Raw genomic sequence first — 19,164 nt, 5'->3', positions numbered from 1 at the left:
GGCTCACAGTTAATTAGTTTATATTAAAAAAATAGCGGACATCCTGTCCGCTTGACACGAGAGCTCCATCTCCCAGGCGAGATTGTTTCTCTACCCATCTTTTCATTAGCAAACAATATGCCAAAAAATATAATTCTTAATATTTTAAAAAACTATTGACAAATCCCCCCCCCCGTTTATAATGCAGCTGCACTAAATAATTGGGAGAAATGTTGTATGAAAAAAATCGTTTTATTAATTCTATTTGCAGCTTCTATATCAGGATGTGCTGCAACTGGTATGAATGGCTGGTTATACACAGGTGTTACAGAACCTGTCAATGCTACAAATGCTGCTCAAGGAAGTAAAAAAGGAGAAGCATCTTGTATTAATGTTCTTGGAATTGTAGCTGCTGGTAACTGTTCCATAGATGAAGCAGCCAGACAAGGTGGTATTAAAGCCATTAAAACAGTTGATAAGAAAAGAAGCTCTGTTTTAGGTTTATATGTTAAAGAAACCACTATTGTAACAGGTGAATAAAAATACAATGAATTTATTAAAAATTTTTGGTAAGTCTAAGTTAATAAAAAACCTGTATATTTAAAATATACAGGTTTTTATAGACTTATAAAAATATCATTTAAAATTTTATATGTTTATATTAAAGCTCAAAAATATTTATATAAATATTTTTAAACTTTAAACTGTTCTATTAAGTTTTTCAGTCTTTCTGTTCTTTGCTGCAAATGGCTTACAGTATTATTCACTTCATTTACTGCCGCATTGCTTTCTTCAATACCTGCTGCAACTACCTGTGCATTATCAACAACTGACTGGATTGTAACATACTGGTCTGATACTGACTGAGAAATAGGCTTCATATCATTATAAAGATTAGTAACATCTTCAACTGCTCTTTTGATTTCTCCAGTAACACTTTGAATATTAGAAGCACCTTCCTGCACACTTGTTACTGATTTATTCATTGCATTAGATGCATTTTCAGAATCTTTTGATAATTCATTAATAATAGTTTCTACTTCTCCTATTGCATGCTGAGTTCTTTCTGCAAGTTTTCTCACTTCATCTGCAACAACTGCAAACCCTCTGCCTGCTTCACCTGCTCTTGCTGCTTCTATTGCTGCATTTAATGCAAGCAGGTTAGTCTGGTTAGCTATATCATTAATAACATTTAAGATATTACCTATCTGTGCAGAGCTTTCTGATAAGTGGCGGATAGTCTCTGATAATGATATTGTATCTTTTTCAATATCACCCATATCACAGCTTACATCATCTAAATTTTCAGCTTCTTTTCTTGTATTATCAGCAGTAGTTTCTAAAAACTGCATATTTGTTTCAAGTGCATTACTTGTATTTTTAGAAATATTACTTATCTGACCCATGCCGTCAACCATTTCTGATACCTGGTGTGCCTGATTATCAAAAGTTGTTGATAATTCTTCCATAGTTGCTGCAAGCTGATTATTAGAAGAAGCTACTTCTTCAACAGAATCTCTTACTTCTTTTATAACACTTTCCATAGAAGCGATAAATATATTTACACCTTTAGCTATCTGACCTAACTCATCATCAGTTTTTGCTTCAATACGAGTGGTTAAATCTCTTCCCTCTGCAGCTTTTGTTATCTGCTGCTGAAATACTGTTAAAGAATTAAGTGATATTCTTAATATAAAAAGCACTATAAAAAGTGATACTGCTAAAAGAATAAGCCCAAAAACAGTGCTTTTCAGAGCAACAGTTCTAATCTGCTTTGTAACAAGGCTGCTGCTTATTGTATAAAATATATATAAATCATAATCAGGAATTTTATAAACTGTTGCCATACGGGTGTCACCAGAGCGGCTTATATAAGATACATAACTGTCTGAAGATACAGAGCCATTTATAACACCTTTAAGAAAGTCGCCTAATTCTTTAGCAAATACACTGTCAGCCCTTTTTGTTAATATGTCACTTTCACTTGCAGAAATAATTCTTGTATCACTTTCCACTAAATAAAACTTTCCTTCAACAGCTGAATTTGCCATTTTTTTATAAAGTTCAGTAAAATCAAGATATACATCAAAAGTAATAAGCCCTTTAACACCATTTTCTGCTGTTATGGGATGGCTAATTGTAATACACAGCACATCTGGACGAACCTGGTCAGTATATGCTTTTGAAACAAAGACACCATTATAGTTTAAGCCATTTTTATACCAGTCCCTGACTCTATGGTCATAATCTGCTCCAAGTTTTAAATCATTAACAGAATAAAATGTGCCGTCATCAAATGCTGCCATAATGTTTGATACGCCAAGTGTATTTTTAGTTTCTTCAAAAGCAGTTTTATATCTTCTTACTAAATATTCAGGAGTTGATCCATTCATTGATTTTGCAAGCATAGTAATTCCACTTGTATATCCATCAAAATCTTTACCTAATATTGCAGCAATATTATCTGTTACTCTGTTTTGAATACTTTTATAGAGATTCATAAAGTTTGTATGCATACTGAAATAATTAAAAGAGATTAAGACTAATACTGTCATAATTAATGCCGCAGCAGATACTATTAAGAGTTTTGCTCTTAATGATAGATGGATTTTATTCATAGATTTCTCCTTTGTAAAATACAGATATTTTTTTATATACTTTTTGACAGGACTATAAAAACATTTATTTTACTGTATAAAATAATAAGATAATTAAGATAATAATGTCAACAAAAAATTGCTGTTAATCTGTTTAAAATAGATGCCTTGCATAAATATATGCAAAATCTATAAAAAAATATTATCTTTTTCTAAACTTATCAAGTGTCATAAGAATTTGTGCCAGAGTTTTATAAAGTGTTTCTGGTATTTCTTCATCAACTTCTACAGAATTATATAATGTTCTAGCAAGTGGCGGGTCTTCCACTATCTTTACACCACTGGCACGGGCAATCTCTTTTATTTTCAATGCCATAAGCCGCTGTCCTTTTGCCACAACTTTTGGTGCTCTGTCTACATCCATATCATACCTTATGGCAACAGCATAGTGAGTAGGGTTTGTTATAACCACATCTGATTTAGGGACTTCTTCCATCATTCTCTGTCTTGCGGCATCTCTTTGAGCCTGCCTGATACGGTTTTTTACAATAGGGTCCCCTTCCATCTGCTTATATTCTTCTTTTATTTCCTGCTTTGTCATTTTTAAATCTTCATTATGCTGCCATTTTTGATAAGCATAGTCTGCTATACCTATTACAAGCACTAATGCAGCAATACGAATAGCAACATCAAAAACTAAATGACCAAGATATACCATAAGGTCTCTGTAATCTGCATCAGTCATTCTGACAATAGTATCAATCTCATTATGAACCAGATACCAGGCATAAGCAGTAAGCACAAAGATTTTTAAAAGCGATTTTATAAGCTCTACAACTTTGCGTTTATTAAAAAATGTTTTCATAAAATTAGCAAAGAAATTAAGCTTGTTAAATTTTGGCTCTATTGCTTTTGTTGAAATATAAAACCCTACCTGATAAGCATTTATTCCTATTGCAAGGACAAATAAAAGAGCAAATATAGGAAGTGCTGTTTTTGCCATAAACTGAATGGAAAATATAAATAAATCAGAAGCTGATTCTTTAGTGATAGTAAAATTATTAAATTTAAAAAATTCTTCTACAAGATTTTCAAAATTATCAAGCATATATGGCACATAAACATACATAGCTGCAACTGCAGCTACAAGCAGCACACCAGAAGATAAGTCCATACTTTTAGCGACATTTCCTTCTTTTCTGGCATCTTCCTTTTTCTTGGAAGTGGCTTCTTCGCTCTTTTCTGCTCCGTCCTGATTTTCTGCCATATCTGCCTACACCTTAAATATATGATTATATTAACAAACTTTATTTCAGCTTGCTTTTTAGATATTTACCAGTATACGATTTTTTACATTTTACACAATCTTCAGGTGTTCCTGCAAAAACAATTTCTCCGCCGCCGTCACCGCCTTCTGGACCTAAATCTATTATATAATCAGCACATTTTATGACATCAAGATTATGCTCAATAATAACTATACTGTTGCCGTTATCCCGCAGTCTTTGGAATATTTTAACAAGTTTATTAATATCATCAAAATGAAGACCTGTTGTTGGCTCATCAAAAAGATATAATGTTTTGCCTGTTGAGCGTTTCATTAACTCTTTTGCAAGTTTTACCCTTTGAGCTTCACCACCAGATAATGTTGTAGCTGGCTGACCAAGCTTAATATAGCCTAACCCCACATCTCTTAATACTTCCAGCTTTGCTTTCAGTTTTGGAATATTATCAAAAAACTCTACTGACTGGTTTACTGTCATATTAAGACATTCTGCAATATTTTTATTTTTATATGTAATATCAAGTGTATCTCTATTATATCTTGAGCCGTTGCAGGCATCACATTTTACAAACATATCTGGCAGAAAGTGCATTTCTATTTCAATATATCCTTCCCCCTGACATATTTCACATCTGCCGCCTTTTTTATTAAAGCTGAATCTGCCAGCATTATATCCCCGCATTTTAGCTTCTGGTATAACTGCAAAAAGCTCTCTTATATCCTTAAATATATCTGTATAAGTAACAGGGTTGCTTCGCGGTGTTCTGCCTATTGGGGTCTGGTCTATATCTATAACTTTATCAATAAAAGATACACCAGTTACCGCTTTATGCTCGCCTGCTTTATATGTAGAACCATAAAGCTGCCGCATAAGCTCTGGGTATAATATATTTAATATTAATGTGGATTTACCTGAGCCGCTGACACCTGTAACACATGTGATTAAACCAAGAGGAATATCTACATTTATATTTTTTAAGTTATGCTCTTTTGCTCCTTTTATAGAGATAATTTTAGTTTTATCAACTTTCAGTCTTTCTTTTGGCACCTCAATATTAAGTCTGCCAGAAAGATACCCGCCTGTTAATGATTGCTCTGAATGCATTAATTCTTTTGGCGTGCCTTGAAATACTACTTCCCCGCCTTTTCTGCCTGCTCCTACTCCCATATCTATAATCTGGTCGCACTGCATAATAGTATCTTCATCATGCTCAACAACGATTACACTATTGCCTATATCTCTTAAATTTTTAAGAGTGGCTATAAGCATATCATTATCTCTCTGATGCAGACCGATAGATGGCTCATCAAGAACATAAAGCACACCAGTAAGCCCTGAGCCAATCTGTGTTGCAAGCCTTATTCTTTGAGCTTCACCACCTGATAAGGTAGATGCTTTCCTATCCATTGTAATATAATCTATGCCTACATCATTAAGAAAATTAAGACGCCTTAATATTTCTCTAATAATCTTATCTGCCACTTCTTTTTTAAAGCCGTCAAATTCCAGTTTAGAAAAGAAACCTATTGCCTGCTTAATATTAAATTTAGCAGCTTCTGCAATATTAAGCCCATTAATTCTAACAGAAAGGCTTTCACTTTTAAGCCTTGTGCCGCCACATTTTTCACATGGGCGAAATGTCATATATTTTTTAGCAGTTTCTATTTCACTGATTATGCCTGATGATAACATCTGCTGCAGCTCGCCAAAAACACCGTGAAAATGTTTTTCATAAAAAACTTTTTTATCCCCTTTAAATGTAAAAAGTTCTAAAGGTTCATCCACTCCATGAAGTATAATATCTTTATGTTTTTGTGAAAGTTTCTGCCATGGAATGTTTAAATCTACATTATATTTTGCTGAAAGTGCATTTAATATATTATAGAAATGGAAGTTGTCATACTGCTCCCATACTTTTACGGCACCATCTCTTATACTTTTTGATTTATCAGGGATAACAGCATCTTCATCAAATACTGAGCGTTCTCCTATGCCTTCGCATGCAGGACAGGCTCCAAAAGGATTATTAAAAGAAAATATTCTAGGCTCTACTTCTGCTATACTTATACCGCAGTCAATACATGCAAATTTTTCACTGTAAAGAGTTTTTTCTCCATTGCATAATATTTCAACTAATCCATCTGCATTTCTTAAAGCTATCTCTATGGAATCTGTTATTCTTCTAGATACATCATTTTTTATAACTATCCTGTCTACTGAAATAGAAACATCGTGTTTAACATTTTTATCTATCTCTATATCATCTTCAAGACGGACACTTTCTCCGTCAAGGTATGCTCTCACAAATCCATTTTTAAGCATATCTTTAAAATATTTTTTAAATTCGCCTTTTTTCCCTCTGATAACTGGTGCAAGTATTTCTATTCTGGCACCATCCCCATAAGCTAATACATTATCAACTATTTTCTGCACTGTGTATGACTGTATTTTTTTATTACAGATTGGGCAGAATACATCGCCAACCCTTGCAAATAAAAGACGCATATAGTCATATATTTCTGTAATAGTGCCAACTGTTGAACGGGGATTTTTGCTTATTGACTTCTGCTCTATGCTGATAGCTGGAGATAAATATTCTATTAAATCCACATCTGGTTTTTCCATAAGCTCTAAAAACTGCCTTGCATAAGAAGAAAGACTTTCCACATATCTTCTTTGACCTTCTGCATAAAGAGTATCAAAAGCAAGTGTTGATTTACCAGAGCCACTGACCCCGGTTATTACTACAAGAGAATTTTTTGGTATATCTAAATCTATATTTTTAAGATTGTGCTGTCTTGCACCACGGATAATTATACTGTTTTTCATTTTATTACTCATTATTATATATTAATCAAGTGCGTTGGCATTTTTAAGGCTTATCCATGCAACTTCGCCATATTTTTCATCATAGTAAAATACCATATTTTCCATAGGCTCTTTTACAACGGCACCAACATTATAAAACATAACTGTAACCCCTTCAAATACTTTATTTTTTACTTTCATTCTAGGGGATTTAGCTTTATTTTCTTCTATTAATTTAGCTGCTCTTTTATCAAGCTCATCAATCAAATCGCTTAATGATGTTTTTACTTCAAGCATTTTTACAATTTTAGGATGGTTTGCAACTTTTGGTCTTTTTAAATTAAATCTTGATAATGCAGTATCTACTCTTTCAATGGTTTCTCCAATTCTTATTTTTTCTCTGCGAAGTTTTTCAAGTTCAAATTCTATGTAGTATTTCATACCAATAATTACATTAAATTTAGAGTTTCCATTTGTTCCAAGCTGTTTTACTGAAATATCCTGAAATGCTCTAATAAGCCCGCCTGCAATAATGCCATCACCATTCATAGCATCTATTTTAGTGCCTGCAAAAAGCTCGCAGTTAAAAGCATATTTTCTTATTTCTATACTTTCTCTTGCATATATTTTTGCTTTTTCTGCATATCCTATTACAGCAGTTCCGCCAGCTCTTACAAGCCCAGAGCCTGTGCATTTTATACCTGTTCTTAAAATAACATTGCCTTTTGCAATAATTTCACAGTCCTGACAAATGCCGTCAACTAATATATGCTTATCAGCTTCTATTTTAAAGCCTGAAAGAATATCGCCTTTTACATGGACAGAGCCATTAAATCTGATATTGCCTGTGGAATAATCCACATTGCCTTTTACCATATAAACAGGATATACTCCAAGACGCTTGTTTCCAAAATCTACATAGCCGTCAGTTGTTGCAGAAAAGATTGTTCCAGCTTCATTAACTGTTGCACCATCTCCCGGAAGTATAACAATATCTTTTGCAGGTATAGGAGTAACTTCTTCACCTTTAATATTTCTTCCACGGCTGCCATGTATTGCTGGTTTTTTAGTGATAAGTACATCACCTTTTTCTACCATTACTATATTATCAAGATTTTTAAAGTCTACTTTACCATCTTTAATTTTTGGCTTTTTATCAGCAGTGCCAAAGTGTAAAGTTATTTCTGCATCTTTTCCCGCAGTGGGACGAATGCCTGAAGCAATAATTTCATTTTCAATAACTTCCCCGTTTGCAAATCTTTGGAAAAGGCTGCTGATTTGATTTTTATCAATATTTTCTATCTCTTCTCCAGCTAAATAATCAAGAATTTCTTCTAATGTATGGGTTGTGCCTTCATTTAGTGCTGGATACATAAAAAGAAATCCAGTAAAAGCACCATCATCTGTTGTAAGATATACTTTTGAATTGACAATTTTACTATCGCACTTAAAGATTACTGTCGCCCTGTCTTCTGTGCCGCCTTCTATTTCATATTCGCCTGCACGCAGGTTATATACTTTATTGCATATATCTTTTGCTCTTTCCTGTGGCTTTTCTGCCTGGACTGTTATTTTATCCATCTTTTGGTATCCTTATGAGAAAACATGTATACAAGCCTAGTATAGAGCGGACACGAATGCTGCCATTATGTGCTTCTATAATGTCATGAACTACTGAAAGACCAAGACCTGTGCCTTTAATTTTTCCTGATGTATAAAACGGCTGAAAAAGTTTGCAAATATCTTCCTTTCGTATTCCTTTGCCATTATCTGCTACTAAAAAGCTGACATCTGTGCCTGTTTTTTTAACAGAAAAAACTATTCTGCCATTTTCTTTTGCAGCATCCCCTGCATTATTAAGCAGATTAAAGAATACTCTGAAAAGCCTGTTTTTATCTGCCACTATTTCATCATCATATTTTATACTAAACTCACATTTAGCATTAGAATCTTTAGAAAATGCTTCGCTGTATAATTTTAATTCATTAACAAGTTCACTTACTTTAAATTTAGTCTTGTGAACCACTAACTTATCTTTTGATAAATCAAGCATATCTTTTGCAAGTATAGTTATGTATTTCATTTCTCTTTTAACAGCTTTCACATATTCATACATTGCAGATGATTTATCAACTTCTTCTTCCATAAGACCAAGATAAACATCTGCAATAGCTAATAAATTAGACATATCATGAGCAACAGAAGATTTTAAAAGCCCTATTGCCTGCAGGTTTTCATTAGCTCTCATTTTATTATATAAATTATGCCTTTCTATTGCTAAAGCACACTGAGAAGCAATATATTTTGCTGTTTTAACATCACTGTCATTAAAATAGTCTTTCTCTTTATCTGTTAAGTAAAAAACACCTAATATTTTACTGCCAGCTTTTAAAGGCAGTGCAAGAAAAGATTTGCTTGATTTTGAAGAAGATTTTTTATTGACAATATATTCTGTGCCTGAGCCTGCCACATCACCTATTATACCTTGTTTAACAGATAAAAAGTTATGGTGCAGAGAGTTTTCTGTATAGCAGTTAATTGTAAGAGTATCCCAGTCAATAAGCATAATGGAAGCATTGCGGACTTTTAGATAATCGCCCGTGATTTTAATAATATCAGGCAGCAGAGTATCAAGCTCCATAGTGGAGTTTATTTCTGCAGAAATTTTAATTAAAGCACTTAATAACGGCCCACTCAAATGACACTTCCATATAATAAATTTAGTTTATATTATTCTCCTATAATATCATACTGCATATTACGAATTTTAGGAATAAACCCTGCTGTTTTAATAATATGTTTAATTTCTTCAGTTTTAAGGCGGAAATTGGCACCTGCTGCACGGACAACATTTTCTTCTATCATAACACTGCCAAAATCATTACCACCAAAAAACAGACCAATTTGAGCAACTTTTGCACCTTGGGTTACCCATGACACTTGAATATTTGGTATATTATCAAGATAAATTCTAGCAAGAGCAAGCACCCGCAAATACTCTATAGCAGTAACTGAATCATCATCTAATTCACTGTTTCCCGGCTGAAACGGCCAAGGGATAAAAGCAGTAAAACCACCTGTTTTATCTTGCAGTGAGCGTATTTTATCAAAATGACCAATAATTATCTCTGCCGCATCCTGCTTACGAAACATCATTGTTGCTGTAGTTTTAAGCCCCTGTTTATGAGCTTCTTCCATAACAGAAAGCCATGCAGCAGAGTTAATCTTATTAGGGCTTACATTTTTTCTGGCTTCATCATCTAATATTTCAGCACCACCACCGGGAATAGAATCAAGCCCTGCAGCCCTTAACCTTTTTATAGTTTCTGCAACAGTTAAACCGCTTTTTTTTGCAATATGGTGTATTTCAGGCGGCGAAAACGCATGCAGCCAAACAGGAAAAGTTTTCATAAATTTAAGCATATCTTCATAAAAATCAATTTGATATTCAGGATGCAGACCGCCCTGTAATAAAATCTGTGAGCCGCCTAAATCAAGAGTTTCCTGAATTTTCTGTGCAAGCTCTTCTTTTGATATGACATATCCGCCTTCTTCATTTTCATTTTTATAAAAGGCACAAAATTTACATTTACATGTGCAGATATTTGTATAATTAATATTTCTATCTATAACAAATGTTACAATATTTTCTGGGTGTTTTTCTCTGCGGATATTATCTGCCATTCTGCCAAGCTCTAAAATATCTGCATTGTTGTATAAGTCAACACCTTCTTGAAAAGAAATTCTTTTTATATTATTCATTCATAACCCTTATATAAGTCTGTATATGGCAGTTTGTCTGCATAAAAACTTTAATTCAATATTTTATATATACATTATTTTTTTACATAAGAAAAGTATTTTATTGTATAAGATAAATATATTTTGCCTTGACTTATATATGTAAATATAGTAAGTAGTAATCATTACTATTTTCAAGTGATTATTTTTTATTTTTATCTGTTTTACTTGTTTATAGTAATGAATTAATATTACTTTGGAGCAGAGTATGAATAATGAAAAACTGCAAATTAGTATATTTAATATAATTGGTGCAGGCTATGGTGTTCTTGTTTTAATTATATTAGGTATATCCATTCTTTCAATCAATAGAATAAGCTTTATTGATAGAAATTTATCTGAAATTAATAATGTAAACTCAGCAAAACAAAGAGTAGCTATTGATTACAGGGGTTCTGTGCATAACCGCTCTATCTCTGTTAGAGATGTAGTTCTTGCAGATAATAATCAGGCAGAATTAAACAAGTATCTTGAAGAAATACGCTTTGAAGAACAGTTTTATGTAGATGCAAAAAAACGCATGATGGAAAATTTTGTTAATAATAATATGCTTACAAGTGAAGAAAAAGCTATTTTAGATAAAATTAATAATACAGAAACTGCTGCTATGCCATTAATTCAAGGCATAATAGATGATAAACAGAATGGCAGCAATATAGAAATGATGGAAAAATTAAGTAAAGTTCGTCCATTATTTGTAGACTGGTTAAAATTTATTAATGAATTTATTAACTTAGAAGAAGCAAAAAATCAAGCAGTAACTCCAATAGTTACAAAAAGCACTGCTAATTTTAAACTTATGATGATATTAAACTCTTTCATAGCTTTAATACTTGGCTTTTCTATTGCATTTTTCATTATCAGATACCTTGTTAAACTTTTAGGTGGAGACCCGCAGGATGCTTCAAAAAGCTTTAATGCAATTTCTCAAGGTGACTTATCCCGCGAAATTAAAACTAACAAAAAAAATGCAGACAGTATGCTTTCCCACATTGTATTTATGCAGGGACATTTAAGAAATGTTATTAAAAATATCCAGCATTCTGCTGATGAATTAGGCAAAAGCACTCATGTTGTGGCAGATTCTTCAAATCAGGCACAGCATGCAGCAGAAGAACAGCATGCAGCATCTATGCGAAGTGTAGACCAGATAAAAATAATAAGTGCAGGCACAGCAAAAATTGCAGAAATTGCAAGGCAGACAGAGCATAATTCTGAAAAAACATTAGAGCTTTCTAAAAAAGGCAATGAAGCTATGAATAATACTACCGAAGCTATTAATAAAGTAAGCTCTACAGTGCTTGAAACTGCTGAAAAAATTAGAAATCTTAAAGATAAATCAACAGAAATCAGCGGCAGTGCAGGCTTAATTGCAGAAGTTGCAGACCAGACAAACCTGCTTGCATTAAATGCTGCAATTGAAGCTGCAAGAGCAGGTGAACACGGGAGAGGGTTTGCAGTTGTTGCAGACGAAGTGAGAAAACTTGCAGAAAGAACAGGCGACACTACTGCACAAATTACTAATATGATTACTGAAATACAAAAAGAAATAGAAATAGCGGTATCTGCTATGGAGCAGACCCTGCCGCAGGTAGAAAAAGGCTTAGAGCTTGCAGGTATTACAAGTGAAATATTAAGTGAAATTCAAACACAGGCAAACGATTCTCTTGCTATGGCTCAAGATGTAAGCACATCTTCTACTGAACAGGAAAACGGTATACATACTATTGAAACATATTTAGCAGAAATGGCTGATATGTCATCTAATACTCAAAGTATGATGCAGGAAAATGTTAAAGAAGTTGAAAAACTTGAAACAATTTCTATGCAGTTAAAGGAAGAAGCATCTTTCTTTAAATTATAATAATCCGTGCAAATATATCTCTGCTGTTTTGATTACAGCAGAGATTTTATATTATTTATTCGTAGTTCAAATTCACTGCTTGCAATTTTTCTATAACTATTTTATATACCTAGTATGAAAGAAAATAATCAAAAACGAATAAACTGTTTTGACTGCATACATTTACAGATTACTTGGCAGCCTGCAACACCTTATGCCTGCAAGGCTATCGGGTTTAAATCTAAAATAATACCATCAATGGAAGTATTTAAAAACTCAGGCAGTCAGTGTATGCATTTTACCCCTAAACCAAAGGTTAAATAGTAAGTTATAAAATATATTTATCCTGCTTTTACAGTCTGTAACTTTATTATCAGACTTTACTATAAATCATATTGTAAATTTTATATATTATTTAAATCACTTTAACTTATTATTGTTAAAGTAAGAGAGCAGGCAGTATGGATAAAAAACTTTTTTTAAAATCAAAAGGTGCAGCACCCGGCACAATAATTTATGAAGGCGATACTGCACCAGTCCAAACTAATATTACATGCTGTAAAATTATGCATGACAAAGTAGAAGAAAGTGATGTTATAGATTATGATAATAAAGATAAATCTGTTACATGGATTAGAGTAACAGGTCTTTCAGACAGCAGTAAGGTTATAGAAACATTAAAGCCATTTAATATTGACAGCCTTACTTTAGAAGATGTTTTTGAAACATACCACAACCCTAAATTTGATGATACTTTTGACTATAATTTTATCATTATGCGTTCATTAAGCATTAATGCCACTATGCAGGATAACCAGATTTCTTTTATACATAAAGATAATTTTTTAATTACTTTTGAAGAATATCACTGTGACGAATTTAATATTGTTCTGCAAAGGATACATAAGAATTTTAATAAATTTTATACACGCGGAAGTGATTATCTTTTGTATGCTTTAATTGATGCAGTAATAGACAGCTATATTATGATATTAAACAATATTAACTTATCAGTTGACAGTATAGAAGATACTATGACACAGGATGTTACATGTCCATGTGATACTTCTCAGCTTTTTACATTAAAAAGATATGTAAACTTCCTGTCAAAGCACACAAGAACTTCTTATGATGTAGTAAACCAGCTTTTAAAACTTTCCATAGAGCACAGCAGCGAAAATAATATATATATTGTGCCTTATTATGAAGACTTGTGTGAGCATGCAGTATATTTAAATGAAGCTGTTCTATACTGTAAAGACTCTATACACTCAGTATATGCTGAAAATATGTCAAGAATGCAGTTAAAGTCTAATAAATTTATAAATATACTTACTATGCTTTCCACATTAATGCTGCCCCCTATGGTTATAGGCGGAATTTTTGGAATGAATTTTAATAAAATACCATTCTCATCATTTCCACATGGGTTTGCAGTAAGTGTATTTGCCATGTTTGCAGTTTCATTTATGCTTGCATGGTTTTTTAAGAAAAAGAACTTTTTTTGATTATTTACTTTTACAATAAAGCAAAAATATATTATACTTGCAAAATAAATAATTGATATTTTCATATAATATTGATAATATAAATATTTAATTTTACAAGTATTAATGCAGGTGTAAATGTATATTATAGATAGATTTAAGTTACCATTTTTTGTAGTTTTCTGGCTTATGTTTTCATCATTTTTTGTGTATGCCAGTCAGATTGATAATATGTATAAGGACTTAACTCTCCTTGACAAAACTGCTCAAATTGGCAGAAAATCTTATACTACAATAGGTGATAAGTTTTACAAAATTTATGCAGATAATCCATCAGGCAAATATGCAGATGATGCACTTCTAGGTGCTGCAAGGGCATACAGGCGTTCTTTTGAGCGTTTTAATATGCAGATAGATTTAGATAAATCCCTTAACTATTATAGAATGGTGCAGGGTGCTTTTTCTTCTGCTGCTGCAAGACGGGCTTATTTAGAAAGTGCAGATATTTTTCTTGCAAGACGCGACAGTGCTTCTGCAAAATTTACACTTAATAAACTTATGCAAAAACATCCTAACAGTGCAGAAGCCCGTGAAGCTGAAAAAAAGCTTGCTTCTCTTGGCACTAATAACCGCTCTACTATTACAAGACCAAATCCAGTTATTACAGCAGATAATCAGGTAAAAAAACAAGATAATAAGCCATTAAAAGAGCCTGTTAAAAATATTGCAGAAGAAGATGATAAAGATGTGGTATCAGTATCAGCTGGGCAGGATTCTGGAGCTACAGCATCAGGCAAAACAGTAAATGTGCATGGAATAAGATATTTTTCTGATAAAGATTATACAAGAATAGTTATAGATTTATCTAACAATGCAGAATATTCAAGCCACTGGCTTAAAGCAGATGCAGCACTTCATAAACCGCCACGCTTAACTATTGATATTAATAACTCAATACTTGGAAATAATGTTTCAAAAAATTTGTCTATTAAAGATGGTCTTTTAAATGCTGTCCGTCTTGGGTATCATCCGCAGGATAAAAGAACTCGTGTTGTGCTTGATTCTGCAAATGTAAAAGATTTTACAGTTTTTCAAATGAGCAACCCAAGCCGAATAGTTGTTGATGTATTTTCATCTGAAAGAAAAGAAGATGTGAAACGCCCTGTTATTGCTTCTAATAACCAGACCGCTAAAAACAATGCAGCAAAAGATATGAAAACAAAACGCCCAGATGACCTGCCAAAAGACATTACTCTTGGTGCTGCATTAGGGCTTAAAATAAGAACAATTGTTATAGACCCAGGGCATGGGGGAAAAGACCCCGGAGCAGTATATAACGGATTAAAAGAAAAAGATATTGTTCTTGAAATTGGTAAATATCTTTATGAATACTTAAAATCAGACCCTGATTTGAATATACATTTAACAAGAAATAAAGATGTTTTTATACCATTAGAAGAAAGAACAGCTATTGCTAATAAATTAAAAGCTGATATTTTTGTATCAATCCATGCAAATGCAGCTAAAAATAAAGCTGCATCAGGACTTGAAACATTTGTATTTAATGTAACAAATGACAGAGCAGCATTAGAAGTAGCAGCTCTTGAAAATCAGGCAACTACTAAATCTATTTCAGATTTGCAGGGTATTCTAAAAGATATATTAAAATATTCTAAATTAGAAGAATCTGTATCACTTGCAGGTTCTGTGCAAAGCTGTCTTGTAAAAAATGTTAGTGCATCATCAAAACAAAATCTTGGAGTTAAACAGGCACCATTTTATGTGCTTGTTGGTGCAACTATGCCTGCCATACTTGTAGAAACTGGCTTTTTGTCAAATAATGATGATGCTTCTAAATTAAAATCTTCAACTTATAGAAAAAAAGTGGCAAAAGGTATATATGACGGTATTAAGGAATATATATCGAAATATAATAATTTCTAGGTAATTATTATGGGGTTTACTGACCTTTTTGAGCCAAGCCACCTGCTTACATATTTTTTAATAATAATGCGTATGGGTGGCTTATTTTTTACAGCACCAGTATTCAGCAGTTCATCACTTTTAAACCCTGTCCGTATGATTTTAGTGCTGATAATATCTTTGCTTTTACTTCCTGTTGTGAACCCTGTTACTATTACAGACCCTAATATTTTGTGGCTTATAGTAAGCGTTGCAAAAGAAATATTAATAGGAATATGTATAGGTGGTATGACAAGCCTGCTTTTTTCTGGTTTGCAGCTTGGGGGTTATCTTGTAGACTATCAAATAGGTTTTAGTATGGTAAGTGTTATAGACCCATCTACTAACTCAAATGTGTCATTTACTGGGCAGATATATAATATTTTAGGCACATTAATATACCTTGGCATATATGGACACCATATTTTTTTACGGGCAGTTGGGCAGTCATTTGATTTTATGCCTGTTGGTGATTTTACTTTTAACAAAGATGCTTTAATGTTTATTTTAACTACATTTATTAAGATATTTGTTATTGCCATACAGATTACAGCACCAGTATTTATTGCCCTTATGATAACAAATGTAATTATGGGAATACTTGCAAGACTTGTTCCACAAATGAATATAATGGTGATAGGCTTTCCTGTAAAAATTACAATAGGTGTGCTTATGCTGATTGCATCTATGCAGCTTTTCTATATAGCTTATGAAAAAATTGTATTTGAGTATTTTAGACAGATACAGAAATTTTTTGAAATAAATAGTATCCTAAATTAATTATGCTGTAATAATTATATATCTGGACTTATCCGAAAAACTTAGACTACTGTCATTTTGAGCCTGATTTTTAAAGGCGAAAAATCTAGCATTATATATATTGCAGCAGTGCATAATATACTTAAAATATCTTATTTTTTTAGATACTTCGCTTATAAGTCAAGCTCAGTAAGACACGGGAGCATGCTCAGGAAGACATATATTAATCTTTCAAAAAAACTATGCCTGTTATTAAATATTTTAGTAAATAAAAAATTAAAGATAAATAAAACTGATAAAATATTCAAACCACAACATTGTCTATTATGAGCAAAGCGAAGAATCTATAAAATATTTATTGAGTAATCATATCATATAAATCTAGCCAGTTTGGATTTAATGACTGAATTAAATCAAGTTTAAAACTTCTTTTTTTACCTTTAATATATTTTTCTCTTTTAATTGCTTCCTGTATATCTGAAAATATTTCAAAATATACAAGTTTATTGCAATTATAAGTATTAGTAAAACCTTTTACCACCTTATTTTTATGTTCATATATTCTTTTTATAAGGTTGCTTGTAACACCAACATATAACACTGTATTATGGTAGTTAGTAATAATATAAATATAATATTGATTCCTACTTGAAGCTGTTTGATTATGTGATAAAATTATTGATTTAAACTTATCTTCCATTTGCATATTGTATTTATATTGCAATAAAAAGCAAGAATATTTTTCAGATTCTTCGCTTTGCTCAGAATAGACATTAAATCGTTATCGTAATTTATTGAATAGCATATATTATTAATACATAAAAATTTGATTAATTTATAAAATTTTTAATACACTAGATAATGTCTTCCTGAGTTTGCTATGCAAACGAAGGAACTATAAAATAATAAATATAAATTTATAGTGTATTATATAATAATATACCTTTTTATTTTATTCGCTTTGCTCAGAATAGAAATATTTAGCCTTGTAGTATTTTTTACTTCTAATCTATTTAATATATAAGTATTTTCTATATTAAAGATTGCTGTCTATCACATATAAAAATGATTTGTTTAAACCATTTTTATTATTAGATACTATATAAGCTAAATAGCTGCCGTCACTTGTTATATCAATATCTGTAACTGCTGTTCCTGATAGATTTTTTTCCCACACAGGCACCATTTTATCTGTAAAAAAATATGAACCAATTTTTGCAGCTTTATATTTACCTATTACATTCATTTTAGCAAGTTTATTTGAATAAAGCATAATTGAACCGTCAGGCATTTGTATTATTCTTTGGTATACAGGAACTATTATACTCTGCTCATCATATACAAAAAAGCCTGCACTTTCCCCTGATGCTGCAACATTTACACCAGTATTCAATTTTTCTGAATATTCAAGGTAGTTTGGAGTATTACCGCAGTCTAATTCTTTATATATTTTAATATTTTCTCCATCACTTAAACTAATCTCTCCGTGCCTGTTAAAAAACATTATTTCATCATCTCTGTTTTCACTGCCTTTGATTAAGCCAAATCCATATATTGCTGCACCATAGCTGCGGCTGTAAGGTATTGAAAATAAATATTTATTTTCATCTTTATTATATTCCACACCATATATCATACCAGTCATTGCACCTTCTGTATAACTTTGACATATAATATGTTTTCTGCCTGCCACATAATATGTGCGGAAAAAGTAAGGGATTTTTTTCTGCAGTATTTTAAATTCTCCGTTATCATATTCAAATATATATGATACAGGCTGATTTTTCTTTGTTACTGCTGAAACAAATAATTCATCTTTGCCATTATTATTTAAATCAACAGCTTCTATATTTACTATTTTTTCTCCAATAGAATTAACTGATGTTTTTTCTACAAGAAGACCATTTTTAAGCTCATATACTATTACTGATGACCTTTCATTAACTGCTACTAAATAACCATTTTCTTTGCCTAAAAAATAGCCTATTGCCATACTATAAGCTGTAGTTTCTATTTTATATGATTTTAAGTTATCTACATTTTTCGCTGTTGTTATGATTTTAACACCTTTTACTGCTATATCATCTGAAAATATTTCATTATCTTTAAATTTAAGGCTGCATTTTGCAGTGTTTGCACCATGCTTTTCTCTGCTGCATACAATACTGTAATCAGATGACCCATTTTCTACAAGTGCACCCTGCTTAAATAAAGCATATCTTAACTGAGCAGTTTCACTTTCTTCTAAAAGATTTGTTTTAATACTTACAGGGACAGGATAAATATGGGATATGTAATTTCCCCTGACTATGCCTTTATTTTCTTTTATACTGCATATACTGTATTTGTCTTCTACATTATTTATTACAACCTTACCTGTTTCTACTCTTTTTTTACCTAATGATTTACCTGTTACTGGGTGCAGAAGCTCCTGACCATCTTTTGAAACAGTAAACTCCATACCTTTAATCACATTAGCATTTTTACCTAAATCAATAGTTACATCACGACCAGATGAAACAATATATCCATTTAAACCCTTTGCCCAGCTTTCTGTGCGAGCAGCAAAACTGTCAAAAGTTTCTTTTGCATTTATAATATTTGGAATAAGTAAAAGTATCAAAAGTATTTTTTTCATATTA

At 31.9% G+C, this 19,164-nt stretch carries 14 protein-coding genes; 6 read left to right on the top strand and 8 right to left on the bottom strand.

The annotated features are described in order from the left end of the window. The first annotated feature begins 216 nt into the window (after positions 1-216). Positions 217-519, top strand: a complete 303-nt coding sequence (locus N508_RS08385) for a TRL-like family protein (RefSeq protein WP_023275969.1) — start codon at positions 217-219, stop codon at positions 517-519. A 152-nt stretch (positions 520-671) separates the two neighbouring features. On the opposite strand, the gene N508_RS08380 is transcribed toward N508_RS08385, so the two are convergent. From N508_RS08380 to mqnC, 6 genes are all read right to left on the bottom strand, one after another. Then, positions 672-2,597 (bottom strand): methyl-accepting chemotaxis protein, encoded by a 1,926-nt coding sequence (locus N508_RS08380; protein WP_023275968.1) that lies wholly within the window; start codon positions 2,595-2,597, stop codon positions 672-674. 181 nt (positions 2,598-2,778) lie between these two features. Next, positions 2,779-3,843, bottom strand: coding sequence for a flagellar biosynthesis protein FlhB (gene flhB, locus N508_RS08375; protein WP_023275967.1), 1,065 nt, complete (start codon positions 3,841-3,843; stop codon positions 2,779-2,781). A gap of 40 nt (positions 3,844-3,883) precedes the next feature. Beyond that, on the bottom strand, positions 3,884-6,691 hold the full coding sequence (uvrA, locus tag N508_RS08370) for an excinuclease ABC subunit UvrA (RefSeq protein WP_023275966.1): 2,808 nt from the start codon (positions 6,689-6,691) through the stop codon (positions 3,884-3,886). Positions 6,692-6,712: 21 nt separating this feature from the next. Further along, positions 6,713-8,251 carry a flagellar assembly protein A gene (locus N508_RS08365; RefSeq protein ID WP_023275965.1) on the bottom strand — a complete coding sequence of 513 codons (1,539 nt, stop codon included), beginning with the start codon at positions 8,249-8,251 and terminating at the stop codon, positions 6,713-6,715. Continuing rightward, complete coding sequence (locus tag N508_RS08360) at positions 8,244-9,368, bottom strand: GAF domain-containing sensor histidine kinase (protein ID WP_023275964.1); 1,125 nt, start codon at positions 9,366-9,368, stop codon at positions 8,244-8,246. Before N508_RS08360 ends, N508_RS08365 begins: the two co-directional genes overlap by 8 nt. Positions 9,369-9,400: 32 nt before the next feature. Beyond that, positions 9,401-10,432 (bottom strand): cyclic dehypoxanthinyl futalosine synthase, encoded by a 1,032-nt coding sequence (gene mqnC, locus N508_RS08355; RefSeq protein WP_023275963.1) that lies wholly within the window; start codon positions 10,430-10,432, stop codon positions 9,401-9,403. A gap of 247 nt (positions 10,433-10,679) precedes the next feature. Here mqnC and N508_RS08350 point away from each other — a divergent pair, with 247 nt between their 5' ends. From N508_RS08350 to fliR, 5 genes are all read left to right on the top strand, one after another. Then, positions 10,680-12,335 (top strand): methyl-accepting chemotaxis protein, encoded by a 1,656-nt coding sequence (locus N508_RS08350; RefSeq protein WP_023275962.1) that lies wholly within the window; start codon positions 10,680-10,682, stop codon positions 12,333-12,335. A gap of 114 nt (positions 12,336-12,449) precedes the next feature. Beyond that, positions 12,450-12,638: a hypothetical protein gene (locus tag N508_RS08345; RefSeq protein WP_040636877.1), complete on the top strand. Its 189-nt coding sequence runs from the start codon at positions 12,450-12,452 to the stop codon at positions 12,636-12,638. 137 nt (positions 12,639-12,775) lie between these two features. Beyond that, a complete protein-coding gene (locus N508_RS08340) occupies positions 12,776-13,822 on the top strand; it encodes a CorA family divalent cation transporter (RefSeq protein WP_023275961.1) in 1,047 nt (348 codons plus the stop codon). A gap of 117 nt (positions 13,823-13,939) precedes the next feature. Further along, positions 13,940-15,745: an N-acetylmuramoyl-L-alanine amidase gene (locus N508_RS08335; protein ID WP_023275960.1), complete on the top strand. Its 1,806-nt coding sequence runs from the start codon at positions 13,940-13,942 to the stop codon at positions 15,743-15,745. Positions 15,746-15,754: 9 nt separating this feature from the next. Continuing rightward, positions 15,755-16,543 (top strand): flagellar biosynthetic protein FliR, encoded by a 789-nt coding sequence (gene fliR / locus N508_RS08330; RefSeq protein ID WP_023275959.1) that lies wholly within the window; start codon positions 15,755-15,757, stop codon positions 16,541-16,543. Between the two features lie 334 nt (positions 16,544-16,877). Here fliR and N508_RS08325 read toward each other — a convergent pair whose 3' ends face one another. Together N508_RS08325 and N508_RS08320 are read right to left on the bottom strand one after the other, a co-directional pair. After that, positions 16,878-17,222 (bottom strand): GIY-YIG nuclease family protein, encoded by a 345-nt coding sequence (locus N508_RS08325; RefSeq protein ID WP_023275958.1) that lies wholly within the window; start codon positions 17,220-17,222, stop codon positions 16,878-16,880. A 336-nt stretch (positions 17,223-17,558) separates the two neighbouring features. After that, complete coding sequence (locus N508_RS08320) at positions 17,559-19,160, bottom strand: hypothetical protein (RefSeq protein WP_023275957.1); 1,602 nt, start codon at positions 19,158-19,160, stop codon at positions 17,559-17,561. Positions 19,161-19,164: the final 4 nt, after the last annotated feature.

Source organism: Mucispirillum schaedleri ASF457, from assembly GCF_000487995.2.
In the GTDB taxonomy this organism is placed as follows: Bacteria; Chrysiogenota; Deferribacteres; order Deferribacterales; family Mucispirillaceae; genus Mucispirillum; species Mucispirillum schaedleri.
Note: the sequence above shows the minus strand (reverse complement) of the source record. Positions and strands in the feature narration are given on the sequence as shown.